Origin of the sequence: Mycobacterium sp. (assembly GCF_052144515.1) — a bacterium.
In the GTDB taxonomy this organism is placed as follows: Bacteria; Actinomycetota; Actinomycetes; order Mycobacteriales; family Mycobacteriaceae; genus Mycobacterium.
This window is the reverse complement of record NZ_JBKQQD010000163.1, coordinates 19,898-43,406: the sequence shown is the minus strand read 5'-3', so window position 1 is coordinate 43,406 and position 23,509 is coordinate 19,898. Positions and strand designations below refer to the sequence as shown.

Below are 23,509 nucleotides of genomic sequence, written 5' to 3'. Positions count from 1 at the left end.
CACGCGGAGGCGTCGGGCGCTTTTACGTCTGCTCGGCGACGTGAAAATCAGCTGGCGTTGACCTTGGGCGCATACTGCCCGCAATATGCATCGATACTCGCGCCGACGAAGTAACCGGCTTGGTAGGCGGGCATGGAGCTGCTATTCAGCACGTCATTCGCCACCTGAGTAGGCGTCTCGCCGCTGTCGAGTTTTTGGCAGACGCTATGACCGGCTTCAATCGCGTGTTGAGAAGACACGTGGTCGGTGATGCCCTCCGACTTCATGGCTGCCAGAAACTTGTTGTCGTTGCTGTCGGCATGAGCGGTCGAGACTGCTCCCAGCGGGCCAATTAAGGCGACAGCGACAGCTACGAACAGGCGCTTAGTCATTTCAGATTCCCCCTACGGTGTCGTTACGTCGAAAGCTTCAGCAATCTGCGGTCTTTCGTGGTGCTGCTGTGGTTAGGTCGGTCATCTGTAGTGGTTCACCATTCAAGATGAACGGATGGTTATTGGCCGGCCAACTTACGGCGTCGAACACGCCACGATCGTCACCTGCAGCGACTGTAGTCAGCGGCAACTGTAGCTTTATCATCCTTACATCCAGTTACCAAACCGAGCGCTGCCGCGAAACAACCTGTCGGGGCGAGCCCAGGTGAACTGTGGCATAGCCGTCCCAGGCGTTGGGAGAGAACGGATTTCGCGGTTGGGAAAATGCGGCTCAGACCATCAGGGCGACGCACAGGGCGCAGACTGCAACGCCCTGCAACGCCGCGCGCACGTTAATTATGCGGTCCCAATTAGCTTGTAGGACACGAGCATTCGTGGGGGTTTGGCCGGCTTGTGCGGCGGCGGCGAGCTGCCTGTTGATGGGTGCGCTCACCTTTAAATACAGCATGATCCAAACCAGTAAGAGCGCGAGCGCCGCCGTAGCCATGATGGCCGTGGTCCAGCTCCCGGCCGCAGCCGCGAATGCGGCGCTCGCCGCCGTGGCGACCATCCCGATGATGCCGGGTATCGGCATGCGCCGGTCGCCATAGCGATGCACGTAGCCCATCACGGCGACCAGCGCCCGGTCGTCGACGCGGGCCAAAGCGGGTCGTTGCACCATCGCGCAGAACACGTCGGTGCCGAAGACCACTGCGGTGCTCAACACCGCGATCAGCGCGGCCACCCGCGCGAGCTCGATCACTGGGCGCCTGCCTGGGGCAGCGCGCCGATCTGTTGAAAGACCTCCAACGTGTTGAGCTCGTCCCAGTGCTCGGCGAACATGCCGTCGGCGACCCGCCAGATGTCGATGGAGCGCATCTCGATCCTTCGCCCGGTGGCCGGCAGCCCCATCAATTCGCCGCTCTGCGTCCCGCGGTACACGAAGCGCCCGACCACTCTGTCGCCCGCGACGACGAGATCCTCCATGGTGGCTGTCAGATCCGGCAATGCCACGAAGAACGCGGCCCAAAACCGCCGGTTGGCCTCTCGTCCGTCGTCGACGAACGCGTTGTGATTGCGGTAGTCGCGGGCCACAAAGGTATCCACGAGGTCCGGGTCGCGCTCATTGAGCATCTTTAGGTAGGCCGCGGCGAGGCGGTGTCCGGTGTCGTTCATGTGGTCACTCCCAAAGCGTTCCGTAGGTGTTAGCAACGCTAACCCCACCAAGGCCGCCATGTCAATAGCCTTGCTAGTAATTCTAGCGGTGCTACCATTCCAGGTGTGGCCACCGAAGACCGTCGTGCCCGGGAGCGCGCCGCACGGCGTCGGTTGATCGTCGACACTGCCCGTCAGCTCGCCGAGGCCGAGGGCTGGAACGCCGTGACTACACGGCGGCTGTCCACCGAGATCGAGTACAGCCAACCGATTCTCTACAAACACTTTTCGGGCATGGATCAGATCGCCGCGGCCGTCGCTGTCGAGGGCTTCGGCGAGCTGGCTCGCCTGGTTCACGCGGCTCGCGCCGATGCGGAAACGCCCGACGATGCGCTGACCCGAATGGCGCATGCCTATCTCGACTTCGCCCGCGACAACCCCGCCGTCTACGACGCCATGTTCACCGGGCGCACCACCCTGCGCTTCGCGGTGGAAGACACCCCGCCTGAGCTGTTAGCCGGCTTCACCGGGCTGCGCGATGCGGTGTCGGCGGTCGCGAACGAGGCGGACGCGGACACCCTTGCCGAGGTGTTCTGGGCCGCGCTGCACGGACTGGCCACCCTTGGCCGCAGTGGCCGGCTACGTCCGGATTACGAGCGCGAACGGGTCGATCTGCTGGTCGCCCAGTTCCGCGTTTGACGAAAAGCCTTGTCAGCCAAGGTCGTAAGAGTCACGCGACAGACGGAAATAGTGCCCGGTGCTGCTGTCGGTGCATTTCACGCCCGAGGGCTCGCCTTCGCAAGAGAATGTTCCGACGGATTTGGTTTGACCGTAGTCGAGGGTCGGCTCGCCCGGGACGGCCAGCGTGTCGGAGTGGCACACGATGGTGGCCGCCATGCCCGGCTCCAGCACGAAGCGACTGCCCCAGGGGAAGTGTTGGCCCCAGGGTGGGGGCGGCGGTGGTTGGTAGGTGTAGTCACGGATATCGCACGCGACACCGCCCGTGCCGATGTTGCATGCGATATTCCCGGACGGAGATTGAAACTGTTCGCTATCCGCATGCGCCGTTGGCGGCAGCGCGATAGCTGCCGCGACCGCCGCCAGCACGCCGAGCCCGATCCTCATTTGCTGAGGGTAGCGCCGGCGGTGCCCGCGCTCGACGGTTTTGTCGTAGGCCCCGCGTACCTTTCGGGCATGAGTTCTTCCAATTCGAGCGCGGGCGGCGGGTTCGCTGGGCTATTCGGGTTGCTGCTGCTGATCGGGATCATCATCAAGTTCATCTGGTGGATCCTTGGGGCGGTCGCACTGGTCGTTGTCTTCTTCATCGGTCGAGCCGTCGTGCGCTGGTACGACGAACGCCGGGCCGCCGAAGCGCGTTACCGCGATGGTCTAGCCGCCCGCGCCGATCAGCAGCACAACTGGGTAATGCAGGGCGACGAGCGCGGGATCTACGGCACCGAAGGCGCCAAACTCATGCACTACCTGTATCGGAACGGGCGACACGGCTGATTGGTACCATCGCGCGGTGGGTGAACTGCCCGTTTCACGGCGCGATGTCCTGAAATTTGCCGGTGTCGCGCCGACAGCGCTCGGCATGAGCGCCATGCTCGACGCCCCACGGGCGGCGGCAGGCATCGCCGGGATGGCCGTTTTCCTCGATCCAGGCCACAACGCCGTGAACGACTCCTCGATTACCCAGCAGGTCCCCAACGGTCGGGGCGGCACGAAACAGTGCAACACGTCGGGTACCGCCGCCGACGACGGCTACCCGGAGCACGCATTCACGTGGGATGTCGTCCGCCGGATCCAGAGTGCGCTCAACCAATTGGGCGTTCGCACGCAGTTGTCGCGCGATAACGACAACTCCGCCGGACCCTGCGTCGATCAACGCGCCGCGCTGGCCAACGCGATGCACCCAGACGCGATAGTCAGCATCCACGCCGACGGCGGACCCCCCTCGGGCCGGGGATTCCACGTCAACTACTCCAGCCCGCCCTTGAATGAGGCCCAATCGGGCCCCGCTCTGCAACTCGCGCACACGATGCGCGATGCCTTGGTCGCGGCCGGTTTTCAGCCGTCCACCTATATCGGGTCCGACGGACTGTACGGCCGCGACGACCTCGCCGGACTGAACCTGGCTCTGTACCCGGCAGTCCTGGTCGAACTCGGCAACATGAAAAACGCGGACGAGGCCGCCCAGATGGAAAGCCCCGACGGCCGGGCAAGGTATGCCGCGGCCGTCACCAACGGGATAACGGCGTACCTGAACGGCAAAGCCCCAACCGGCTAGTGACGGTGAAGCTTCGCCGGAGGCTGACCGCGATTGCTGCGGCGCTGGTGGTCATGGCCGCGGTCGTGACGTTATCCGCCGTCTTCGCCTACCGCCTCGCGTGTCGGAACGACATTCGGCAAGTACAAGATCACCGGCGTTCTCGGCAAGGGCGGAATGGGCGAAGTCTACGAGGCGTATGACAACGAAATCGGTAGAACCGTCGCCCTGAAGATCATCAAGAGTCAGTTCGCCGACGATCGGAAATACCGGATCCGGTTCGAGCGAGAGTCACACGCCGCCGCGAAGTTGCAAGAACCGCATGTCATCCCGATTCACGGCTACGGGGAGATCGACGGCTTCCTGTTCATCGACATGCGACTGGTCCGGGGGACGGACCTGCAGGAGCATCATCGATACGGCGCCGCTCGATCCGTCGCGAGCGGAAGCCATCATCGCGCAGATCGCCGCGGCACTGGACGCGGCGCACGCTGAGGGCCCGATTCATCGCGATGTCAAGCCGCAGAACATCATTGTCACGCCAGCCGATTTCGCTTACCTGGTCGATTTCGGCATCGCCGAAGTGATTGGCGATACTCGCCTCACGGCGGCCGGTGCTCAAGTCGGTTCCTTTGCCTACATGGCGCCCGAACGATTCGGCGGCCAGGAGATCACCCCTGCGATAGACATCTACGCCCTGACATGTGTTCTGTACGAGGCGCTTACGGGCCAGATGCCATTTCAGGTCGATACCCCGGAGGCGGTTGTTGCGGCCCATCTGGCGTACCCGCCACCCCAGCCGAGCGTGACGAATCCGAATGTTCCGGCTTCCTTCGACGACGTCATCGCCCGTGGCATGGCCAAGGAACCCGACGATCGGTATGGGAGCGCGGGCGCGTTGGGGCGAGCGGCCAATCGCGCGCTGAAGGGCGTTGGCAGTACCTCGCTCGAGCCGACGGGACACGTCTGGAACCAGTACGCGCCGGGGCCGCCCCGACCCGGTCCGCACCCTTTCCCATCGGGCGGTGAAAGGCCGCGCGACCGCGCGCGTTGGCTCTTGCCGACCGTTATCGCGGTGTCGGCGGCTCTGGTTCTGGGTGCGATCGGCGTCGTGATCGGACTGCTGGCCAAGCTGAATACACCTGCCCCCGGACCCGCCCCGACCGCGGCCCCGACCACCTCGATGAGCTCGATCGCCGGACTGCCGCCGCTGGTGACCGGCCCGGATCAAAGCATCAGCCACACCATCTGCAACCAGGGTTTTCAGGTCGCGAACGGAACCGGATACGGGACGCACGCCGGGCGCGGATCAGCAGGGACGTCGTGCTTTTTCGCGAACTCCATGCTGCTCGCGTATTGGAACGCCTACGGCAACGCCAACACCGCACAGCGATCCGTATCAGCGCAAGGAGCTGTTCCCTGCAACACTGTCGCGGGCGCCAGTTGTGATCCGCGGAATACGGCGAACTTCCTTATGCAATGCGCCGGGGACGGCTCGAACCCCTGGATCAAGTGCACAGGCGGGAAAGACGCCGTCGTGTATCTGTGGTAGGCGGACAAGTACCGCAGCAAGGGTTCAGTGCCGGGGCCACTGTCTTTCCGTCACCGCCAGCGGAGTCTGGAGTCAACACTCTGGCGGGCTAAGGCGGAATTGCGCCAAACTCGCTGACCGCTAGAGCAGTTGGGCAACCGCGGTCACGGTGATGAGCAGCAGCACGGCTATCCCGACGATGTACACCTGGCGGCGGGGGGTGATTCGTGCGGGGATCGGGCGCCGCTCCAGCGTTCGTTGGCGCTGCAAAGCGATCATGTAGGTGCACGACGCCGCGGTGGCAGCCAAGAGGGCCGGGATCAGCCCCGGTAGCCCGTGGGCGCGGTCTAGGTTCTTGATCGTCAGCAACGCGCCGTTAGCCAGTAACGCGAACGACGTCCGAGTCCAGGCCAGCGATGTCCGTTCCGGCTGCAGCCCGGGCTCCGGGCGACCGCCCGCCGCCGTCGAATGGCTCACCGCATGACCACCTTGGCGATGACCAACGCCAGCGCGATAACCCCGACCAGAATGAGACCCACCGCGAGGTAGGCGGGTGTGGGGTGACTGGGCAGTGGCTGGCCCCGCCGCATGGCGCGGTCCGTCTGATGCCAACGCAGCAGACCCATTCCGCTGGTGACGATTGCCAGGGTCGCCAGCAGCAGGCCGAGCGCACGGCGAGCACCGGGGACCGCCAGCTCCGGTACCAGTTGCACGAGGGCGACGGCCGCGGCGAGCAGCCCCAGCGACGTGCGCTGCCAGGCCAGGAAAGTCCGCTCGTTGGCCAGGGTGAACCGGTAGTCCGGCTCAATCTCGGCCGGGCTCTCGGCTCCCTGTTCTCCGGCGGGCGTGGTGGTGCTATCGGCCACGACGTACCTCGCAGGGCGTAGCAGGGACAAGGTTTACGACACCGCAGATTTTAATCAACGGCAGGGCGCGCCACATCGTGTTTCAGCGAGCTCAGTTGAGTCGGCATGATGGAGATGTGGTGAAGGCGCTGCTGTTCGACGTGCAAGGCACAGCGACGGATTTTCATTCGACAGTGTGCGGCGAGGCGGAGCGGATCAGCGCCGGTCGCTATCCGAGCGTCGATTGGGCGGAGATGGTGCGGTGTTGGCGCGCAAGCTACTTCGCCGTGCTGGATGCTGTGCAGAGCCGTCGGGAGGGCTGGGTTTCGGTGCACTCGGTGTACCGCGACGCCCTGGACGCCGTGCTAGACGAATTTGGCATCACGGGATTTTCGGATACTGAGCGCGAGGAGCTCACGCTGGCCTGGCAGCGCTTGACGCCGTGGCCGGACGTGGTGCCCGGCCTGACTCGACTGAAAAGCGCGTTCACGCTGGCCAGCCTGTCGAACGCCGATGTCGCAGCGGTGGTCAACATCTCCAAGCGAGCGGGTTTGCCCTGGGACGCTATCTTCGCCGCGGAGATGGCCGGCGTGTTCAAGCCCGACCCGACCATCTATCGCATGGCCGCGACCTATCTCGGTCTGGATGCCGCCGAGATCATGATGGTGGCCAGCCACAAGTACGACATCCGAGCCGCGGCCCGCCTCGGCTTTCATACAGCGTTCGTGGCTCGGCCGCTGGAATTCGGGGTCGGCGGCGATGTGGACGTGGCCTACTCAGACGAGTTCGACATCAACGCGTCTGACTTCCTTGACCTTGCAGAACAACTCGGTTGCTAGGTCAGCGACGGACAGAACCGGTTAGCGGCTGAGCGTTCGCGCGCTGGACCAAACATATAACGGTGCTCGGCATCGCAGTGGCCCCGGTACGGTCCATGTTCGAGTCGATCAGATAAGTCACCGAGTACGGACTGCCGTCCACGGATTTCCCTGTGTACGAGGCGAACCCGGCGGCGCAGTCTTGGTTGGCGACGTTGGCGATAGCGGAGTCGACCGCCATCGGAGCCCGCAAATACACCTCAGCCAAATGCGCGGTCGCGCAATCGACAACAGTGACCGTCACCCTGCTCAGATCGGCCGGCGGAAGGTCGGTCACGCATTCGCCGACCTTGAGGTCAATCCACTTCTCGGTGCGCGGGCCCATGGAGGGAGATGCGGGGACGGCGGTCACCGCTGTCGCCGCTGCTCTTGTCGGCACTGCGGGTGCAGGCGGTGCCGTCGTGCCGGCATGGATGCCGTTCGTCGCGCAGGCCGCTAGTAACGCGGCCGCGGCGAGGCCGCATAACGCAGGAGTGCATCGCACCCGCATTGCGGCCTCCTCGATCCCATCCGATGACCTGAAGTCTAGGCAGCCGGACAGCTCCGAGCAGCGTATTCGCGAAGTCGAGGCGCCGAGTTCCCCGGCTCAACGCGGATCCGGTGCTAGCGTGCACTTGATGACTGCTGCGCTACCGGTAGCCGAGAAGATTCGGACGCGATATCGCGCCGAAAGACAACGCTTCTCGGAAGCACAGTATGTGCTCCGCCCTCCCGAGAGGCTGCGCGTCCAAGCCGAAGCGCTGGGCGACTATCTCAACCGAGACGACACCGTTCTCGACGTCGGGTGTGGGACCGGATATCTGTCCGCGCACATGCAGGAGATGTACGGGTTGCGCGCGTGCGGGGTGGACGTCAGAGACTTCCGTCAAGCCCAGATACCGTTTCAATTGTTCGATGGCACGTTGATTCCGTTCCCGGACAGATCTTTTGATCATGTCGTGCTCAGCGAGGTGCTCCACCACAGCCATGACCCGATGGCGCTGCTCACCGAGTGTCTTCGAGTGGCGCGCCGCAGCATCATCCTGTTCGAGGACATGCCCGAAGGACGCGTCGGCAAGCTGATCCTGTATCTGCATGTGCGGATCTTCGCGCGGCGCTACGACTATCCGTTCAAGGCGGCGAGCATTCGCGCCTACCGTTCCGCGCTGGCGTGGCTGCACGATCGCACGTCGTGTATCGCACGAGTCCCTCAAGAACCCGAATGGTTTACCGTCTACCCGCGCGTCTTGTTCGTCTGCGATGTGACCACCGCGTCTTGGTGAGATTCGCCGAGGTGCAGAGGAGATCGCGATGGCCATCCACCTGCCGCTGACGTACGGGGATATCGCGGACACCACCCGGCCGCTGGCCATTGCCGTGCACGGCTTTCCGGATACCCCGCACACCTGGCGTCACCTCGGCCCGGTCCTGGCCGACCGGGGATACCGCGTGGCTGCGCCCTGGCTTCCCGGCTACGAGGCGCCTGCGGCGGGACCGATCAGCGCCGGCACGTATGTTCGCCAGATCCGCGCGGTGCGTCGTGCCTTGAGAGCCGACGCCCGGGCGGTGCTCATCGGTCATGACTGGGGGGCCTACACCGGATATGGTGTCGTAGCAAGCGATCCCGGTGCATTCAGTCGCTTGGTCACGCTGGCCGTGCCGCCGGCACCTGCCTTGGCCGGCTCGATGTTCAGCTACGCGCAGATCAAACGGTCCTTCTACATCTGGTTCATCCAGCAGGCTGGGCTGGCTGAGGCCACCTTGCTCGAGCCCGGTTTCTGGGAATCGCTGTGGGCGGATTGGTCACCGGGATACGATGCCCGACAAGATATTTCGTGGCTGCGAGATTACGTCACCGCCCAAACCATAGCCGGGGTGATCGGGCCGTACCGCGCCATGTTCAACCCGGCGTTCGCCGACCCCGACACAGAAGCGGAGACGGCGGCCACGCTAATGGCGCCGCCGATTCCGACCCTTTACCTGCACGGCTCTAATGACGGCGGCCTCGGTGCGGAAATCGTCGCCAATGCCGCCGATTACCTGCCGGCACCGGGGTCATCGTTCCAGTTGATCGAGGGCGTCGGGCATTTCCTGCACCTCGAGCAGCCCGACTTGATAGCCGAGCGCATCTGCTCCTGGTTGCCGTCCGGGGCATCCCTGTAGTTGCCGCTACGAGGCGGACAAAAGAGGCACCCTTCCGGCCAGAGACCCCTGTGGCGAGCTCCCCGCTTCAGGCCACGGTCAGCGCCTCGGTCGCCATGACTTCGCTGGCGGCCCGTTCGCCAGAGCGAATAGCGCCGTCGATCCAGCCGCACATTTTCGGTGAGGTTTCGGTGCCGGCCCAGTGGATGCGGCCGCACGGTTCGCGCAGCGCATGGCCGAACTCGGTCAGCACACCGGTCGGGGCATGGCTCAACATCCCACCGCCGGAGTAGCGCTCGGAGCTCCAGTCCTGCTCGTGGTAATCGACGGGCTTGCCCGCCTTGGCGCCGAACCGCTGGGCAAGTGCGTCGAGAACCGCCCGACGGCGCTCAGCCTCGTCGAGGCGTGCGTACTGGCGTGCGGCGGGCCCCTCGGTGACGACGCACAAAATCCCCGGCCTACCGGTGTCGGTGCAGGCGTCGATGGTGACCGGAGCCACCGTCCCCGGTGCCGCGGACTGGCCGCACAAACCGTCGGCTCGCCAGAACGGGTCGTCGTAGACGATCGAGATCTTGACGATCGCGCCGCTGGGCATCCGCTGGTGCAGAAACGACCGATCGGTGGGAAGCATTGGCTCGTAAATGATTTGGCTGGCGATCGCCAGCGGTACCGCGACAATCACGCGCCGTGCCCGCACGCTGTCACGGTCGGAGCGCACGGTCACCCCCTCGGCGTCCTGCGTGATGGACCGGACGGGTTGGGACAGCCGCAGCACGTCTCCCAGCTCGGCGGCGATAGGTCCATAGATCGCGCCCATACCGCCGACGACCCGGGCGTCTTGGGATGCGTCCTTGCCGCCCAACACGAATCCGGGTCCGCCCCCGGACGCCATCTGATAGAGCACGAACAACATCGACACCTCGGAGGCGGCCGATGTGTAGCAGCCGGAGACCGCGGTATCGAGTAATTCATGAGCCGCCTTGGACTTGACGTTCTTGTCCAGCCATTCGGCCAAGGTCATGCGATCCCACTTTGCTGCTTTCTTGGCCTCCCACGGGGCCCCGAGCGGAATCGATTTGCACAACTGGCTCAGTTCGTAAAAGCCCGCGCCGAGGTTCAGCGACGCCCACGGGCTCATGGTCCACGGGATGGTTCCCGAGTAGCGGTACTGCTTGCCGTCGACAACCATCATGGCTTCGCCGTCGTGGTACTGCTTAAAGGTCGTGACGCCGAATTCGTCCATCAGCGCATGGATTCGGTCCTGGGTCGGCCCGACCCACGCGCCACCGCGGTCGATCCACGATCCGTCGTCGCGCATTTCGGTGAAGGTGCGGCCGCCAACCCGGTCCCGGGCCTCGAGCAACGTCACGGAATGGCCGGCCTGCTTGATGCGAAGCGCCGCCGTCAGACCCGCGAAACCGGCACCTACCACGCACACATCGACGTCAGTCATGCTGATAACGCGTACCCGCAAACAGCAGCGCAGTCAACGGCGCGCTGATGTCAGGCCGGAGAAGTCCAGGCGACCGGCAGGCTCTTGATGCCGTGGATGAATTGCGACAGCAATCGCGCGGGTTCCGCCGTCGCGACGATGTCGGGAATTTCGCGGCGTAATTCATCGAACGCAACCCGGATCTCACGGCGAGCCAAGTTCGCGCCCAAGCAGAAATGGGCACCGCCGCCACCGAAGCCGAGGTGCGGATTGGGATTGCGCGCGACATCGAAAGCCCACGGATTGGCGAACTTTGACTCGTCGCGGTTGGCCGAGTTGTACCACAGCGCGGTCTTGTCGCCCGCCGCCAGCTTGACGCCGCTCAGCTCAAAGTCTTGAGTCAGGGTGCGGCGCATGTACACCACCGGCGAGGCCCAGCGCACGATCTCCTCGACCGCGGTGGGAGCCAGGCCGTCGAAGTCCGACCACCACCTGTCCCGCTGCTCGGGGTAGCGGGACAGGGCCAGCACGCCGTGGCTGATCGCATTGCGCGTGGTCTCGTTGCCGGCCACCACCAGCAGGATGAAGAAGGACGCGATTTCCTGTGATGTCAGCCGGTCGCCGTCGACTTCTGCCTCCACCAGGCTTGTGGTCAGGTCGTCGTGGGGATTGGACCGGCGATCCTCGGCCAGCGCGCCGGCGTAGGCGCCGATGTCCATCGAAACCTGAAGGAACTCTTCGAAATCCATCGTCAAGTCGGGGTCGCCGAACCCGAGGATCACGTTGGTCCAGTGGAAGACCCGCTGATGGTCCTCCTCGGGAATCCCCATCATGTCGCAGATCACCTGCAACGGCAGCGGGCCGGCGAGCTCGCTGACCAGATCGGCTTGTCCGTCGGGATGATTCGAGATCAGCGAGGTGACCAACCGGTGCGCCCGCTCCCGCACCGACGCCTCGATGCGGGCCACCACTTTCGGGGTGAACGCTCGGCTGACGATCGAGCGCAGCCGCTGGTGCCGCGGGTCGTCGAGCACGATCATCGAACCGAAGTACTCGGCCAATTCCGGCGTTTGGTCATTGATCGTGATGCCGGGCGCGGAGCTGAAAATGTCCGGATGGCGGCTGGCGAAGTGGACGTCGTCGAGCTTGGTCAACGACCAATACCCGTTGCCCGACTCGAACCCTTCCATCTCGATCGCGGGCCAGAACGAAATCGGGGCCTCGCGGCGCAGGGTGGCGAAAGCGCCGTCGCGAATGTCATCGTCGAGCCCCCAGAACTCCAGCGAGTCGAGATGGACATCGGCAAGCGGAACCTCGGGCGGTGGTGTCCCGTTAACGCGCGTCGCCAGACCCTTGTTGACGCCGGTGTCCACGCCCACGTCGATCCTCCTAATCCCGACTCAGTGCGAACAGACGGCCCGCCCCGGGGTCCCCGAGGCCGTCGCCTTGAACACCGAGTTGCCGTCGACCACGATGTTGCACGAGATCTGGCCTTGCCCCTCTGCGCTGAGGACGAACACCTGCCCTCCGAACGAGGTGAACTGCGTCGACCACGGCAGGGGCACATTCACGATGTGTATCTGGCCGGTATCCAATTGGTAGGTGATGGTTTCAGCCACGCCGGAACCGCTCACTTCGTAGCGCACCTGAGGGAAGTCGCCCACCGCGTTAGCCACACCGCACATGGTCGCGAATCCGATCCCGACAGCGAACAGGATCGAGCAACCGCTGAGAGCCAATCGACTGGTCATGGTTTCTCATCGTGTCACCACATAGGCCGGGACGGAAGCGGTCAGCGTCGAGTACTGGCCGCGGCGCCGAGCAGAACGACAGCGCACACCGCCCCCACCACGCCCGAGATCAGCAAGGGAAGCCGCCCGTCGAGGCCCCATAGGAAGCCGGCCCAGAGCCCTGCGGCCAGCATCGCGAACCCGCTCAGACCCTGGAAGACTCCCTGGGCGCTGGACTGTAGTTCTTCCCCGACAAGCGTTGAGATCCAGGCCTTCCCGACGCCGTCGTAGCACGCGGTGAACAGCCCGTACACGACGATCAGCCCCCATGCAGTCGCCGTGTTCGTGGTGATACCCAGACCGAGATAGCCGACGGCGAAAAACACCAGCCCGACCCCGTAAACCACGGGCCGACCGAAACGGTCCGCAAGCACTCCGGCTGGGAAGCTCGCCAGCGCATACACCGCGTTGTAGCCGATGTAGGCCAGGATGACGCCGACGACCGAGAAGCCGATCTGCTTGAGCCGCAACAAAAGCAGCGCGTCGGGGAAGTTGGCGACGCTGAACACGACCAGGAATGAAACGGTGCCCCAGTATCGGCGAGGCAGCCGCCGGGTCCCGGCGAGCATCGACGACCGGGCCGCGTGCGGCACCTCCCGCGGTCGTTCCCGGACCCAGACGACCAGCAGCACGCTGAGCACAGCGGGGATCACCGCCAGATACAGCACCGGACGGATCTGGTGATGGAACAATTCGTATCCGGCGAGTCCGAGCAGGGGCCCGATGACTGCGCCTAACGTGTCCATCGTGCGGTGAAACCCGAACACCCGACCACGCTCGGCCCGCTTTACGCCGTCGACCAGCAATGCGTCGCGCGGCGCACCTCGGAGCCCCTTTCCCAATCGGTCGACAACCCGTCCGACCAGCACGCCGGGCCACGCGCCGGCGGCGGCAACAATGAGCTTGCCCAACGCCGCCATCCCGTAGCCGGTCGCGATGAGAGGGCGGCGGGTGAACCGGTCGCCCAGTGGGCCTGACGCGAGCTTGGTGAACGATGCCGCGCCCTCCGCGGCGCCTTCTACCGCCCCGACGACCGACGGCGGCGCGCCCAGAACGGTCGTCAAGTAAATCGGCAGCAGCGGGTACAGCAACTCGCTTGCGGCATCTTGCAGCAGCGACACCAGCGACAGCACCCACACGTTTCGGGTGAGCCAAGCGTGAGACATTGCCGTTCGCACGCGTCAGATGCTAGATGCCGCCACCGCTGCATGCTTAGGTGAAGCGGGGGCTGAGGATCGGAAGGCGATTCGGAGATGGGCAGGTCGGAACGCGGCACAAAGCGTGTGGTGGTGTGGGGCACAGGCTTCGTGGGCAGGATGGTGATCGCCGAGATCGTCAAACATCCGGCCTTTGAGTTGGTGGGCGTGGGCGTCAGCAACCCGGACAAGGTCGGCCGCGATGTCGGCGACATCTGCGGGCTGGGCGAGCCGGTGGGCATCACCGCCACCGACGACGTCGAGGCCCTGATCGCGCTCGAGCCCGACGCGCTGGTGCATTACGGCCCGACAGCCATGCACGCCAAGGACAACATCTCGCTGATCACGCGTTTCCTGCGAGCCGGCATCGACGTGTGCTCCACGGCGATGACACCGTGGGTCTGGCCGACCATGCACCTCAACCCGCCACAGTGGATCCAGCCCATCACCGAGGCATGCGAGCTGGGCGAGTCGTCCTGCTTCACCACCGGCATCGACCCGGGCTTCGCCAACGACCTGTTTCCGATGACGCTGATGGGCCTGTGCTCCGAGGTGCGGCGGGTGCGCGCGTCGGAATTGCTGGACTACACCAACTACGAAGGTGAGTACGAAGACGAGATGGGCATCGGCCGGGAGCCGGAATACAGCCCGATCCTGGAAAACCGCGACGTGTTGATCTTCGCGTGGGGCGCCACCGTCCCGATGATCGCGCATGCCGCCGGCATCATGCTCGACGAGATCACCACCACCTGGGATAAGTGGGTGACACCCACCGAGCGCAACACCGTGAAGGGTGTCATCAAGCCCGGGCATGTCGCCGCCGTCCGGTTCACTATCAACGGGATCTACCAGGGTGAGACGCGCATCCAACTCGAACACGTCAACCGCATCGGCCACGACGCCGCCCCCGACTGGCCGTCGGGCCACGACGACGACGTGTACCGAGTCGACATCGAAGGGACGCCGAGCATCTTCCAGGAAACGGCGTTCCGGTTCACCGACGGTTCGGGCCGCGACCCGGCCACGGCCGGATGCCTGTCGACAGGGATGCGGGCGCTCAACGCGGTGCCGGCGGTCAACGATTTACCGCCGGGCTGGGTGACCCCTCTCGATCTACCGCTGATCGCCGGGGTGGGCACGATCCGCTGACCAGCGCATTTGCGGCCGTCTCGGGATAGCGCTCAGACGCACGGCTGATACAAAGAAAAGCTATAGGTTTCACCGGCGCAATTCCGAGGTATCTGGGGTGGCGGGGTGTGCACGGGGTACCGCGATTGGACACATGGCTGAAGGAGCTGGGCCCGCGCTGGGCTTGTCGATTGGCTCCACGAATCTGGCTGCCGTAAACGCCGATCACGCCATCACCCGCAAGCCCATGCTGACACTGTTTCGCCAGCGTCCGCCCGAGGTCGGCGTGCCGTCGGAAAACCCCAAGCTGGACCAGGCCGGTCTGGTGATCACCGACTTCGTCGACCGGGTGGGGCATCCGGTCGCAATCGAGGCCGCCGACGGCTCGGTGCATCGCAGCGAGGCGTTGGCCGCCGACGCGTTGCGTGCGCTGGCCTACACCACCACCGGCGGGCGCCCCCTGCCCGAGAGTGTGGCGATCACGTATCCCGCGCACTGGGGGCGCAAGGCGGTAGATGAGCTGGGCTCCGCCTTAAGCCGGGTGTCGGAATGGTCGAACCGTGCGCGGCCGCTGACGCTGATCCCGGATGCCGCGGCGGCGCTGTTCGCCGTGCGCGCCAACCCGGGCATACCGGGTCAGGGATCATCGCGGTGTGCGATTTCGGGGGCAGCGGGACCAGCATCACGTTGGTCGACGCCGTCGGCGAGTATCAGCCGTTGGGCCCCACCGTGCGGCATCCCGAGTTCTCCGGCGACCTGCTCGATCAGGCGCTGTTGACGGCCGTCATGGCCAATCTGCCGAGCATGGGTTCTTTCGGCCACTCCGGCACCTCGGCGATCGGCTCGCTGGCCCGGCTCCGGGCGGGATGCCGAATCGCGAAGGAGCAGCTCTCGTCGGGCACGGTGACCACGCTGCTCGACGAAGTCCAGGGGTCCAACGGCGATATCCGGGTCACCAGGACCGAGCTCGACGACGCAATTGGCGATTCGCTCACCAACTTCACGGCCTTCTTCGAAAAGACATTGGGGACCAACGGAATTCGCGGGTCTGATCTGGCGGCGGTGGTTTCGGTCGGTGGCGGGGCGAACCTCCCGGTGGTCACCACCATGTTGTCGGGACGCCTCCGGGTCCCGGTCGTCACGACGCCGCGTCCCCAGCTGACGGCAGCGATCGGCGGTGCGTTGCGCGCGGCGCGCGGTCCAGGCGATACAGGTGCCACAACCGGCGGTACAGGAGAGAGCGCTGGCCGGGGCCGGGGCTTCGCGTTCGGGGGCAGAACCCAGGGTCACTCCCTGGTATTGGTTGCCGGCGGTGGTGATGATCGGCACCGCGATGGCCCTGCTGCCGGCGGGCATGGTGGTGGCGATAGGTCTGAGCTCGGACAACAACCCCACCCCGGCGCCGCCGGTTAATGCGCGCCAAGTTCCGTCCGGACAACTCCCTAGCTCGGTTAGCAGCTATTTGCTCGCGGCCTTATCGTCTTCGGAAGCCTCGTCTTTGGCCGCCTTGATCACGGCTTCGTTGAAATCCTTGTCCTTAGCCGTTTGTTCTTCGATGTCGTGGTCGTCTGTCTCGTCGTCGTTTGCTTTGGCCTTGGCGGCTGGGGCGTCCTCGTCGTTGGCGTATTTGGGGTTGCCGTCGTCGTCGAGCCAGTCGTTGACTGCGGTGCCCGAAATCGCTCCGCCAGAACCGGGCGGCACCAACGTCGGCCTGTCGACGTAGGCCTTCATCATTTCGGCGGCCTTTTCTTTGTCTTTTTCGTCAGGTTCCGGCTTTTCCTGCGGAGTCTGCTCAGAATTGCCGCCGTTTTCTTGGTCGGCTGGTTCGTCGGTCCGTTCGCTTTCTTGCTCGCCCATGCTCTGGTCCCCCTGTGGAGTTGCGATGTGAGCCGACCCCGAACTGTGGGGTTACCCACTGGAGCGCCGTACCGAAACTCTTGTCACCGCGATGCGCGCTTGACCAGTACAAGCGAGGCGAGTGGAATCCGCATTGCCTCGGGCGCACTCGACAGTCGCTGCGCGACGGCGGCCTCGAGCTGCTGGATGAATTCGGCCGCCCGCGGGTCACCGACCCCGCCGTTCAGCGCGGCAGCCAGGGTGGGGAAGAGCGCTGCCCGCGCGAATCCTGCCCACCGCGCGCCGAAAGCCTCTGCGTCGCCGTCCGATTGGAAGCGGGCCCAGAACCGGTCGTCGGCGTTGAAGATGTCGAGGTGCTCGATCATCAAACCCTCGAAGCGTCCTTTGGGGGAGAAGGGCGCGCGGAAGTCCTTCTCGTCGCGGGCGAAGGTGGGAAGCGCCATGCGCCGCAACTCATCTCGATGCAGCAGGCCATCGCCGACAAGATCGTTAAGCGCCGCATACAGCGCGTCGTTCAAGGCTCGGTAACCGAATTCGCCGTTTTCGTCGACCGCCATCGTCAGTACCACCAGCCGCCCGTCGGGACACAGCTCCCTCCCGCGGAACGCCACGAAGTCGTTCCAGTCCGCAGCGGCCTGACGAGCGTAGGCGGCACGGGCCTCCGCGTTCTTGCTGTACGCGGCCTGCACGTGGTCGGAGAATTCGGGCGCTCCCGCCGGGACCCGGCTCAGCCATTGGACCGCCCAGGACGACCAGCCGAGGTTGACGGTGTTGGACGGCAAGATCTGGCCGTAAAACGAGCGGCCGATGGCCGAAGAAAAACTCGCCGTGTCGTGGTTCAGGTAGCTGTCGTGGTCGTCGGCCAGGGTCCGGAACAACGCGGTGAAGTCGTTGTCCGGTACATCGGTGTGCGCCACCAGGATTGCGTGGTCGTGACGGGTGCGCCGCCGAAGCACCTCGATCGCCGCTGCCATCGGTTTGAGCGAATTGTGTCCGGCCGCTGCGCCGTAGTCGGCGATGACGATCGGCTGCGGCGGTGTGGGTAGCGGGACCGCCGCGGCGGCGCGTTCGAACAACGCGACGGCCGGTAGCAATCCGGCGGCCTGCAGTCGCGACGACGCGGTATAGGTCGAGCTTTCCATCGGCTCCGGGCGGACTACGATGCTCGATTCGGGCAGTCGATGCTCAGGCCGCATGGGGCAACGATAATCGCTGCGGTGACTGAACTTAGGGGTAGCGGACACCGGTGAGTTGCTCGGAAAGCTCCCACAGTCGCCGGCAGTCGTCGTCGTTGCGGGCACGCGCGGGCACCTTGGCCGGCGCCACACCGCCGCCGGCGGCCTCGTAGAAGCCGCGAGGTCCATAGAAGGCGCCGCCTTCAGCCTGCGGGGTGGCGGCCGCGTACACGGCGGGCAGGATCCCTTCGTCGATCTCCTGCCACAGAAACGGCGCGAAACGCCAGGACGTCCTGTACAAACGCTCCATCAACGCCGGCTTCTCCCGGCCGAGTGAGGGCCCGCTGATCTGCAGGTTGGTCTTGGTCAAGCCCGGGTGCGCGGCGTTGGACATGATGCCCCAGCCGGCCGCGCGGCTGCGCCGATCCAACTCGAGGGCGAACATCAGCACCGCCAGCTTCGACTGGCCGTACGCCGACATGGGCGCGTAGGACTTCTCGAATTGCGGGTCGTCGAAGTGGATCTTGCCGCTTTGGCGGGCCGCCAGGCTGCTCAGCGAGACGACCCGCGCGCCATTGGCGGCGCGCAACAGCGGCAGCACGTGACCCGTGAGCGCAAAGTGCCCGAGATGGTTACTGCCGAACTGCAACTCGAAGCCGTCGGCGGTGGTATCGCGTTTCGGTGGCGTCATGACACCGGCGTTGTTGATCAGGATGTCGATGGGTCGGCCCTCGGCGTTGAATTGCTCGCCCAACGCGGCGACGGAGGCCAGCGACGACAGATCGAGTGGCTTGATGGTCAACTTGGCGTCGGGGACCGTCCCGCGGATTTCTTCGATCGCCGCCTCACCCTTGGCGCGATTGCGTATCGCCATGACGACGTCGGCGCCGGCGGCCGACAGCCGTCGGGCCAGCCCGAACCCCAGACCGCTGTTGGCCCCGGTGATGGCAACCAGCTTCCCCGACAGGTCGGGCACGGTGGCGACGAGATCGTTGGCCATGCATATCACTCCTTTTTCGGTATGCGCCCCGTCCCAGTGTGCTCTTTGTGTCGCCGGCAGCGAACGCTGGCACCGCTTGGCTCGCGGTGACAGACTGCGTGGGTGACTAGCAGACGGCTGGCAAAACTGGCGCTGTCCGCCGCCGTTCTGATGATGATTGTGTCGGTGGCCGGCTTCATCGCCACCTTGGTGCTCAACGCGTTCTTTCTGGACAAATACAACGCCCACGGCGAGGTGCCTATCCCGGGCGCGAGCCGCCTGCATTTGCCCGCCGGTGAAGTGACGATCAGCCTGCACACCGTGGTGATCGGCGGCCCGAACGGCGGCGGCCTGCCGGTCCCGCCGCTCGGGGTAACCATCAAACCACCCGACGGGGTGGCACAACCGGTGGTCACGGAGAACATCGGCAGCACAACGACGGTCAACAACGACGCGCACGTGCGAGTGTGGGTGGCTCAGATTCCCGCCGACGGCGCTTACGACATCACGACGGACGGGCAAGTCAACGGGTACATCAATCCGCAACTGGCGTTCGGTCACAGCAGCTCGTACGGCTATCTGGTGTGGGTGTTCGTTGCCATGTTCGTTGTGGGCCTTGCTGTTTCGATCCTGTCGGGAATGTGGCTGTCCCGCACCCGGCGCAAAGCCGTGGTGGCGGCCCAGGTAGCGGGTGTACCCGCGTTCGAGCCGGTTGAGGCGCAGCCTATCCCCGCGGCCCAAGTACCCAGCGACGAGGGAGTCAGGCTGGAGCGACTCAAAACGCTTGCGTCGCTGCGGGATTCCGGTGCGCTGACCGAGGAAGAGTTCCACGCCGAGAAGCGCCGGATCCTCGACGGGGGCTAGTTGCCTTTCTTCCCGCGAGCGTGCGTGTTCGTACGGCGACTCGCCGCTACGGATGTCATTCTGCGCACGCTCGCGGGCAAGGGTCAGTGGCCCCGGGCGACCCATTCCTCGTAGTGGACGATCTCGTCGCCTATGGTGGTGCTGTCGCCGTGGCCGGTGTGCACAACGGTGTCGCCGGGCAACGTGCCGAGCCGCTCTGAGATTGACTGCAGGATCGTGGGGAAGTCCGAGTAGGAGCGCCCGGTTGCGCCTGGCCCGCCGGAAAACAAGGTGTCGCCGCTGAACACCACGCCTAGCTCCGGGGCGTACCAGCACACCGATCCGGGGGAGTGTCCCGGGGTGTGCAGCGCCTGCAACCGTGTGCCGGCGACGGTCAAGGTATCGCCGTCGGAAATGGTGCGAAAGTCCTTGTCCGGGTGCGTCATCCGCCACAGGACGTCATCGCCGGGGTGCAGCAGCACGGGTGCGTCGAGCGCCTCGCCGAGCTGGGGAGCCACCGTGACGTGATCGTTGTGGCCGTGCGTGCACACGACCGCCACCACGTTGCGGCCAGCCACCGCGTTCAGGATCGGATCGGCCGCGTGGGCGGCGTCGAAAACCACGACGTCGGAGTCGTCGCCGACGAGCCAGATGTTGTTGTCGACTTCCCAACTGCCACCGTCGAGTTCGAAGGTACCGTGCGTGACTATGCGTTCGATGGCGCCCACTACAACACCACCACCGAGCGCAGCACCTTGCCGTCATGCATTTTGTGGAATGCCTCTTCGATATTCCCGAGCCCGATGCGTTCGGAGACGAATTTATCCAAGGGAAGACGGCCCTGCAGATGGAGGTCGATCAGGGTGGGGAAGTCGCGTTCGGGCAGGCAATCGCCGTACCAGGACGACTTCAACGCGCCGCCATGGGAGAAGAAGTCCACCAGCGGCATGTCCAGGCGCATGTCGGGCGTGGGCACCCCCACCAGGACCACGGTTCCGGCCAGATCGCGCGCGTAGAAGGCCTGCTTCCAGGTTTCCGGCCGTCCGACGGCGTCGATCGCCACGTCGACGCCGAAGCCGTCCGTGAGGTCCTGAATGGTTTTGACGACGTCGAATTCGCGCGCGTTGACGGTGTGCGTGGCACCGAACCTGCGGGCCCAGTCCAGTTTCGTGTTGTCCGTGTCGACCGCGATGATCCGCTTGGCGCCGACCAGCGCGGCCCCCGCGACCGCGGCATCGCCCACGCCGCCGCAGCCGATCACCGCGACGGTGTCGTTGCGGGTGACTCCGCCGGTGTTGATCGCGGCACCCAGCCCGGCCATCACCCCGCAGCCCAGCAGGCCGGCGACGGCCGGATCGACCTGGGGATCGACTTTGGTGCATTGACCAGCGGCGACGAGCGTCTTGTCGGCGAATGCCCCGATGCCCAGGGCTGGGGTGAGTTCGGTGCCGTCGGTGAGCGTCATTTTCTGTTCGGCATTGAAGGTGTCGAAGCAGTAGGCGGGCCGGCCGCGTTTGCAGGCCCGGCACTGGCCGCACACCGCGCGCCAGTTCAGGATCACGAAGTCACCCGGCTCGACGGAGTTCACCCCCGGCCCGACGGCTTCGACCGTGCCCGCGGCCTCGTGGCCGAGCAGGAACGGATATTCGTCATTGATGCCGCCCTCGCGGTACGTCAAGTCGGTGTGGCACACCCCGCAGGCGCTGACGGCAACCACCGCCTCACCGGGCCCGGGGTCTGGGACGACGATGTCCACCAGCTCGACGGGTTCACCTTTTTTTCGTGAAATCACTCCGCGCACTGTCTGACTCATGGGCTACAACCTACTGGCGGGCGCCATACACTCTGCAGCCAGTCGTCCAGTCTCAGTCGGCGGCCGCCCAGGTCGAAGGGCGCCGGTGTAGCGTCGCTGAACATGACGGCACCTGAGACCGCCAAGCAATTCAGCGAACGAATGGTGGCGACCATCGACAGCGCCAGCCTGGCGCTCCTGCTGAGCGTTGGGCATCAGACCGGCCTACTGGACACGATGGCTGGGCTTGCGCCCTCCACCAGCGCCCAGATCGCCGCGGCCGCGGGCCTCAACGAGCGCTACGTCCGAGAGTGGTTGGGCGGCATGACGACTGGGCATATCGTCGACTACGATCCCGAGAACGGGACCTACTCGTTGCCCGCCCATCGAGCGGGCGTGGTGACCCGCGCGGCCGGGCCGAACAACCTCGCCCTGGTGGCCCAATTCATTCCGCTGCTCAGCGAGGTCGAACAAAAGGTCATCGGCTGCTTTCGGGCCGGCGGCGGCGTGCCCTACAGCGAATTTCCGCGCTTCCATACGTTGATGGCCGAGATGAGTGGTGTGGTGTTCGACGCCGCGCTCGTCGACGTCGTGCTGCCCTTGGTTGACGGCCTTCCGGAACGGCTGCGGTCGGGCGCCGACGTCGCGGATTTTGGCTGCGGCAGCGGTCATGCGGTCAACGTGATGGCGCGGGCGTTTCCGGCGAGCCGATTCACCGGCGTCGAGTTTTCCGAGGCAGCCATTGCGGCCGGAGCTCAGGAGGCGGCCCGGCTCGGTCTGACGAACGCGACCTTCGAAAGCCACAACCTGACCCAGCTGGACGAGGCTGAAACCTACGACGTCATCACCGTGTTCGACGCCATCCACGACCAGGCGCAGCCCGCGCGCGTGCTGGAAAACATTCATCGCGCGCTGCGGCCCGGCGGTGTGCTGTTGATGGCCGACATCAAGGCGTCCAGCCGGCTCGAGGACAACGTCGACGTTCCGATGAGCACCTATCTCTACGCGACCTCGCTGATGCACTGCATGACGGTCTCGCTGGCGCTGGACGGCGCCGGGCTGGGGGCGGCGTGGGGAACCCAGCTGGCCACGTCGATGCTCGCCGACGCGGGGTTCGACGACGTGCGGGTCGCCGAGGTCGAATTGGACCCGATCAACAACTACTACATCGCCACCAAGTGACGCTAAGCGTTATCGACGACTGGCCCGTCCCGGCGGCCGCCGCCGCGGTGATCGGGCCCGCCGGGATCCTGGCGACCCATGGCGACACCGAGCGGGCGTTCCTGCTGGCGTCGGTCACCAAGCCGCTGGTGGCCCGCGCGGTGCAGATCGCCGTCGAGGAAGGGGTGGTAGACCTCGATACCGCGGCCGGCCCGCCCGGGGCCACGGTGCGCCACCTGCTGGCGCACGCGTCGGGCGTGGCGCTGCAATCCGGCAAGGTACTGGCCAAGCCCGGCACCCGCCGGATCTACTCGAACCACGGCTTTGCCGTGCTGGCCGAGACCGTGCAACGGGAGTCGGGGATCGAGTTTGGCAGCTACCTCACGGAGGCGGTGTGCGAACCGCTGGGGATGGGGTCGACGCGGCTGGACGGCGGCGCCGAGGCGGCCGGTTTCGGCGCGACCTCGACGGTTGCGGATCTGGCGGCGTTCGCCGGTGACCTGCTGTGTCCGGTGACCGTCTCGCCGCAGATGCATGCGCAGGCGATCACCATCCAATTCCCCGGCCTGGATGGCGTGCTGCCCGGATACGGCGTGCAGCGACCCAACGACTGGGGGCTGGGTTTCGAGATCAGGGATTCGAAATCACCGCACTGGACGGGCGGACGCAACTCGGCCCGGACATTCGGCCATTTCGGCCAGACAGGCACGTTCATCTGGGCTGATCCGGAGGCGGAGTTGGCGCTGGTGGTACTCACGGACCGGGATTTCGGCGACTGGGCGCTAGGCGTCTGGCCAGCGATTTCCGACCTAGTTCTGTCCGAGCCATAGCTGAAAAAAATGCACTCTAGCGCAACAGGGGTCTCACAAGGCACAATAGACACGCACGACACAAAAATATCAAAGCAAGCATCCTGTTCATCGGGTTCACCAGGTCGTTGGGGAAGA

General features: G+C 65.2%; 26 protein-coding genes and 2 pseudogenes. 12 read left to right on the top strand and 16 right to left on the bottom strand.

The features are described from left to right. Positions 1 to 47 precede the first annotated feature (47 nt). From ACLP9N_RS10790 to ACLP9N_RS10780, 3 genes are all read right to left on the bottom strand, one after another. On the bottom strand, positions 48 to 371 hold the full coding sequence (locus tag ACLP9N_RS10790; RefSeq protein ID WP_442407396.1) for a DUF732 domain-containing protein: 324 nt from the start codon (positions 369 to 371) through the stop codon (positions 48 to 50). 331 nt (positions 372 to 702) lie between these two features. Next, the gene (locus ACLP9N_RS10785) at positions 703 to 1,173 is read right to left on the bottom strand and encodes a DUF1772 domain-containing protein (protein WP_442407395.1); all 471 of its coding nucleotides are present in this window, start codon (positions 1,171 to 1,173) and stop codon (positions 703 to 705) included. Next, positions 1,170 to 1,586, bottom strand: a complete 417-nt coding sequence (locus ACLP9N_RS10780; RefSeq protein ID WP_442407394.1) for an ester cyclase — start codon at positions 1,584 to 1,586, stop codon at positions 1,170 to 1,172. The genes ACLP9N_RS10785 and ACLP9N_RS10780 overlap by 4 nt, the downstream gene beginning before the upstream one ends. Before the next feature lie 105 nt (positions 1,587 to 1,691). On the opposite strand from ACLP9N_RS10780, the gene ACLP9N_RS10775 reads away from it, so the two are divergent. Further along, entirely contained in the window at positions 1,692 to 2,264 is a 573-nt protein-coding gene (locus ACLP9N_RS10775; protein WP_442407393.1) for a TetR/AcrR family transcriptional regulator, read from the top strand. A 12-nt stretch (positions 2,265 to 2,276) separates the two neighbouring features. On the opposite strand, the gene ACLP9N_RS10770 is transcribed toward ACLP9N_RS10775, so the two are convergent. Continuing rightward, positions 2,277 to 2,690, bottom strand: a complete 414-nt coding sequence (locus ACLP9N_RS10770) for a DUF6636 domain-containing protein (protein WP_442407392.1) — start codon at positions 2,688 to 2,690, stop codon at positions 2,277 to 2,279. A gap of 69 nt (positions 2,691 to 2,759) precedes the next feature. Between ACLP9N_RS10770 and ACLP9N_RS10765 the strand changes: the two genes are divergently transcribed. The 3 genes and pseudogenes from ACLP9N_RS10765 (at position 2,760) to ACLP9N_RS10755 (ending at position 5,386) form a co-directional block, all read left to right on the top strand. Continuing rightward, the gene (locus tag ACLP9N_RS10765; RefSeq protein WP_442407391.1) at positions 2,760 to 3,074 is read left to right on the top strand and encodes a hypothetical protein; all 315 of its coding nucleotides are present in this window, start codon (positions 2,760 to 2,762) and stop codon (positions 3,072 to 3,074) included. A gap of 85 nt (positions 3,075 to 3,159) precedes the next feature. Next, positions 3,160 to 3,855 (top strand): Rv3717 family N-acetylmuramoyl-L-alanine amidase, encoded by a 696-nt coding sequence (locus ACLP9N_RS10760; RefSeq protein ID WP_442407402.1) that lies wholly within the window; start codon positions 3,160 to 3,162, stop codon positions 3,853 to 3,855. Between the two features lie 156 nt (positions 3,856 to 4,011). Next, positions 4,012 to 5,386, top strand: a pseudogene (locus ACLP9N_RS10755) (serine/threonine-protein kinase). A gap of 120 nt (positions 5,387 to 5,506) precedes the next feature. On the opposite strand, the gene ACLP9N_RS10750 reads toward ACLP9N_RS10755, so the two are convergent. Both ACLP9N_RS10750 and ACLP9N_RS10745 read right to left on the bottom strand, forming a co-directional pair. Then, the gene (locus tag ACLP9N_RS10750) at positions 5,507 to 5,842 is read right to left on the bottom strand and encodes a DUF202 domain-containing protein (RefSeq protein ID WP_442407390.1); all 336 of its coding nucleotides are present in this window, start codon (positions 5,840 to 5,842) and stop codon (positions 5,507 to 5,509) included. Then, a complete protein-coding gene (locus ACLP9N_RS10745; protein WP_442407401.1) occupies positions 5,839 to 6,174 on the bottom strand; it encodes a YidH family protein in 336 nt (111 codons plus the stop codon). The genes ACLP9N_RS10750 and ACLP9N_RS10745 overlap by 4 nt, the downstream gene beginning before the upstream one ends. 173 nt (positions 6,175 to 6,347) lie before the next feature. Between ACLP9N_RS10745 and ACLP9N_RS10740 the strand changes: the two genes are divergently transcribed. After that, positions 6,348 to 7,049 (top strand): haloacid dehalogenase type II, encoded by a 702-nt coding sequence (locus ACLP9N_RS10740; RefSeq protein WP_442407400.1) that lies wholly within the window; start codon positions 6,348 to 6,350, stop codon positions 7,047 to 7,049. A gap of 1 nt (position 7,050) precedes the next feature. Here the strand turns inward: ACLP9N_RS10740 and ACLP9N_RS10735 are convergent, their stop codons facing one another. Further along, the gene (locus ACLP9N_RS10735; protein WP_442407389.1) at positions 7,051 to 7,578 is read right to left on the bottom strand and encodes a hypothetical protein; all 528 of its coding nucleotides are present in this window, start codon (positions 7,576 to 7,578) and stop codon (positions 7,051 to 7,053) included. Between the two features lie 127 nt (positions 7,579 to 7,705). On the opposite strand from ACLP9N_RS10735, the gene ACLP9N_RS10730 reads away from it, so the two are divergent. Next, the gene (locus ACLP9N_RS10730; RefSeq protein ID WP_442407388.1) at positions 7,706 to 8,350 is read left to right on the top strand and encodes a class I SAM-dependent methyltransferase; all 645 of its coding nucleotides are present in this window, start codon (positions 7,706 to 7,708) and stop codon (positions 8,348 to 8,350) included. A gap of 28 nt (positions 8,351 to 8,378) precedes the next feature. Further along, a complete protein-coding gene (locus ACLP9N_RS10725) occupies positions 8,379 to 9,230 on the top strand; it encodes an alpha/beta fold hydrolase (protein ID WP_442407387.1) in 852 nt (283 codons plus the stop codon). Between the two features lie 67 nt (positions 9,231 to 9,297). On the opposite strand, the gene ACLP9N_RS10720 is transcribed toward ACLP9N_RS10725, so the two are convergent. From ACLP9N_RS10720 to ACLP9N_RS10705, 4 genes are read right to left on the bottom strand one after another with little or no spacing between them, the layout of a single operon-like run. Then, positions 9,298 to 10,662 (bottom strand): flavin monoamine oxidase family protein, encoded by a 1,365-nt coding sequence (locus ACLP9N_RS10720; RefSeq protein WP_442407386.1) that lies wholly within the window; start codon positions 10,660 to 10,662, stop codon positions 9,298 to 9,300. A 50-nt stretch (positions 10,663 to 10,712) separates the two neighbouring features. Beyond that, positions 10,713 to 12,014, bottom strand: a complete 1,302-nt coding sequence (locus ACLP9N_RS10715) for a cytochrome P450 (protein WP_442407399.1) — start codon at positions 12,012 to 12,014, stop codon at positions 10,713 to 10,715. A 27-nt stretch (positions 12,015 to 12,041) separates the two neighbouring features. Continuing rightward, positions 12,042 to 12,392, bottom strand: a complete 351-nt coding sequence (locus ACLP9N_RS10710; protein ID WP_442407385.1) for an MmpS family transport accessory protein — start codon at positions 12,390 to 12,392, stop codon at positions 12,042 to 12,044. Between the two features lie 41 nt (positions 12,393 to 12,433). Next, positions 12,434 to 13,597: an MFS transporter gene (locus ACLP9N_RS10705; RefSeq protein WP_442407384.1), complete on the bottom strand. Its 1,164-nt coding sequence runs from the start codon at positions 13,595 to 13,597 to the stop codon at positions 12,434 to 12,436. Positions 13,598 to 13,684: 87 nt separating this feature from the next. Here ACLP9N_RS10705 and ACLP9N_RS10700 point away from each other — a divergent pair, with 87 nt between their 5' ends. Further along, positions 13,685 to 14,776: an NAD(P)H-dependent amine dehydrogenase family protein gene (locus ACLP9N_RS10700; protein WP_442407383.1), complete on the top strand. Its 1,092-nt coding sequence runs from the start codon at positions 13,685 to 13,687 to the stop codon at positions 14,774 to 14,776. A gap of 133 nt (positions 14,777 to 14,909) precedes the next feature. Beyond that, positions 14,910 to 16,163, top strand: a pseudogene (locus ACLP9N_RS10695) (Hsp70 family protein); the annotation flags it as partial. A 50-nt stretch (positions 16,164 to 16,213) separates the two neighbouring features. On the opposite strand, the gene ACLP9N_RS10690 reads toward ACLP9N_RS10695, so the two are convergent. The 3 genes from ACLP9N_RS10690 to ACLP9N_RS10680 form a co-directional block, all read right to left on the bottom strand. Beyond that, positions 16,214 to 16,612 (bottom strand): hypothetical protein, encoded by a 399-nt coding sequence (locus tag ACLP9N_RS10690; protein ID WP_442407382.1) that lies wholly within the window; start codon positions 16,610 to 16,612, stop codon positions 16,214 to 16,216. A gap of 83 nt (positions 16,613 to 16,695) precedes the next feature. Continuing rightward, complete coding sequence (locus ACLP9N_RS10685) at positions 16,696 to 17,808, bottom strand: SAM-dependent methyltransferase (protein ID WP_442407381.1); 1,113 nt, start codon at positions 17,806 to 17,808, stop codon at positions 16,696 to 16,698. A 31-nt stretch (positions 17,809 to 17,839) separates the two neighbouring features. Further along, positions 17,840 to 18,787, bottom strand: coding sequence for an SDR family oxidoreductase (locus ACLP9N_RS10680; RefSeq protein ID WP_442407380.1), 948 nt, complete (start codon positions 18,785 to 18,787; stop codon positions 17,840 to 17,842). Between the two features lie 102 nt (positions 18,788 to 18,889). Here ACLP9N_RS10680 and ACLP9N_RS10675 point away from each other — a divergent pair, with 102 nt between their 5' ends. After that, the gene (locus tag ACLP9N_RS10675; protein ID WP_442407379.1) at positions 18,890 to 19,630 is read left to right on the top strand and encodes an SHOCT domain-containing protein; all 741 of its coding nucleotides are present in this window, start codon (positions 18,890 to 18,892) and stop codon (positions 19,628 to 19,630) included. Between the two features lie 83 nt (positions 19,631 to 19,713). Here the strand turns inward: ACLP9N_RS10675 and ACLP9N_RS10670 are convergent, their stop codons facing one another. Together ACLP9N_RS10670 and ACLP9N_RS10665 are read right to left on the bottom strand one after the other, a co-directional pair. Beyond that, entirely contained in the window at positions 19,714 to 20,337 is a 624-nt protein-coding gene (locus ACLP9N_RS10670) for an MBL fold metallo-hydrolase (RefSeq protein WP_442407378.1), read from the bottom strand. After that, positions 20,337 to 21,422 carry an S-(hydroxymethyl)mycothiol dehydrogenase gene (locus tag ACLP9N_RS10665; RefSeq protein ID WP_442407377.1) on the bottom strand — a complete coding sequence of 362 codons (1,086 nt, stop codon included), beginning with the start codon at positions 21,420 to 21,422 and terminating at the stop codon, positions 20,337 to 20,339. Before ACLP9N_RS10665 ends, ACLP9N_RS10670 begins: the two co-directional genes overlap by 1 nt. Before the next feature lie 102 nt (positions 21,423 to 21,524). Here ACLP9N_RS10665 and ACLP9N_RS10660 point away from each other — a divergent pair, with 102 nt between their 5' ends. Together ACLP9N_RS10660 and ACLP9N_RS10655 are read left to right on the top strand one after the other, a co-directional pair. Continuing rightward, entirely contained in the window at positions 21,525 to 22,583 is a 1,059-nt protein-coding gene (locus ACLP9N_RS10660) for a class I SAM-dependent methyltransferase (RefSeq protein WP_442407376.1), read from the top strand. After that, the gene (locus ACLP9N_RS10655; protein WP_442407375.1) at positions 22,580 to 23,392 is read left to right on the top strand and encodes a serine hydrolase domain-containing protein; all 813 of its coding nucleotides are present in this window, start codon (positions 22,580 to 22,582) and stop codon (positions 23,390 to 23,392) included. The genes ACLP9N_RS10660 and ACLP9N_RS10655 overlap by 4 nt, the downstream gene beginning before the upstream one ends. The last annotated feature ends 117 nt before the right edge of the window (positions 23,393 to 23,509 follow it).

Coding starts and splice junctions, on each gene's coding strand:
- ACLP9N_RS10790 (WP_442407396.1), bottom strand. CDS start 371: ATGACTAAGCGCCTGTTCGTAGCTGTCGCTGTCGCCTTAATTGGCCCG.
- ACLP9N_RS10780 (WP_442407394.1), bottom strand. CDS start 1,586: ATGAACGACACCGGACACCGCCTCGCCGCGGCCTACCTAAAGATGCTC.
- ACLP9N_RS10770 (WP_442407392.1), bottom strand. CDS start 2,690: ATGAGGATCGGGCTCGGCGTGCTGGCGGCGGTCGCGGCAGCTATCGCG.
- ACLP9N_RS10765 (WP_442407391.1), top strand. CDS start 2,760: ATGAGTTCTTCCAATTCGAGCGCGGGCGGCGGGTTCGCTGGGCTATTC.
- ACLP9N_RS10760 (WP_442407402.1), top strand. CDS start 3,160: ATGAGCGCCATGCTCGACGCCCCACGGGCGGCGGCAGGCATCGCCGGG.
- ACLP9N_RS10735 (WP_442407389.1), bottom strand. CDS start 7,578: ATGCGGGTGCGATGCACTCCTGCGTTATGCGGCCTCGCCGCGGCCGCG.
- ACLP9N_RS10730 (WP_442407388.1), top strand. CDS start 7,706: ATGACTGCTGCGCTACCGGTAGCCGAGAAGATTCGGACGCGATATCGC.
- ACLP9N_RS10725 (WP_442407387.1), top strand. CDS start 8,379: ATGGCCATCCACCTGCCGCTGACGTACGGGGATATCGCGGACACCACC.
- ACLP9N_RS10720 (WP_442407386.1), bottom strand. CDS start 10,662: ATGACTGACGTCGATGTGTGCGTGGTAGGTGCCGGTTTCGCGGGTCTG.
- ACLP9N_RS10710 (WP_442407385.1), bottom strand. CDS start 12,392: ATGACCAGTCGATTGGCTCTCAGCGGTTGCTCGATCCTGTTCGCTGTC.
- ACLP9N_RS10705 (WP_442407384.1), bottom strand. CDS start 13,597: ATGTCTCACGCTTGGCTCACCCGAAACGTGTGGGTGCTGTCGCTGGTG.
- ACLP9N_RS10700 (WP_442407383.1), top strand. CDS start 13,685: ATGGGCAGGTCGGAACGCGGCACAAAGCGTGTGGTGGTGTGGGGCACA.
- ACLP9N_RS10690 (WP_442407382.1), bottom strand. CDS start 16,612: ATGGGCGAGCAAGAAAGCGAACGGACCGACGAACCAGCCGACCAAGAA.
- ACLP9N_RS10685 (WP_442407381.1), bottom strand. CDS start 17,808: ATGCGGCCTGAGCATCGACTGCCCGAATCGAGCATCGTAGTCCGCCCG.
- ACLP9N_RS10680 (WP_442407380.1), bottom strand. CDS start 18,787: ATGGCCAACGATCTCGTCGCCACCGTGCCCGACCTGTCGGGGAAGCTG.
- ACLP9N_RS10665 (WP_442407377.1), bottom strand. CDS start 21,422: ATGAGTCAGACAGTGCGCGGAGTGATTTCACGAAAAAAAGGTGAACCC.
- ACLP9N_RS10660 (WP_442407376.1), top strand. CDS start 21,525: ATGACGGCACCTGAGACCGCCAAGCAATTCAGCGAACGAATGGTGGCG.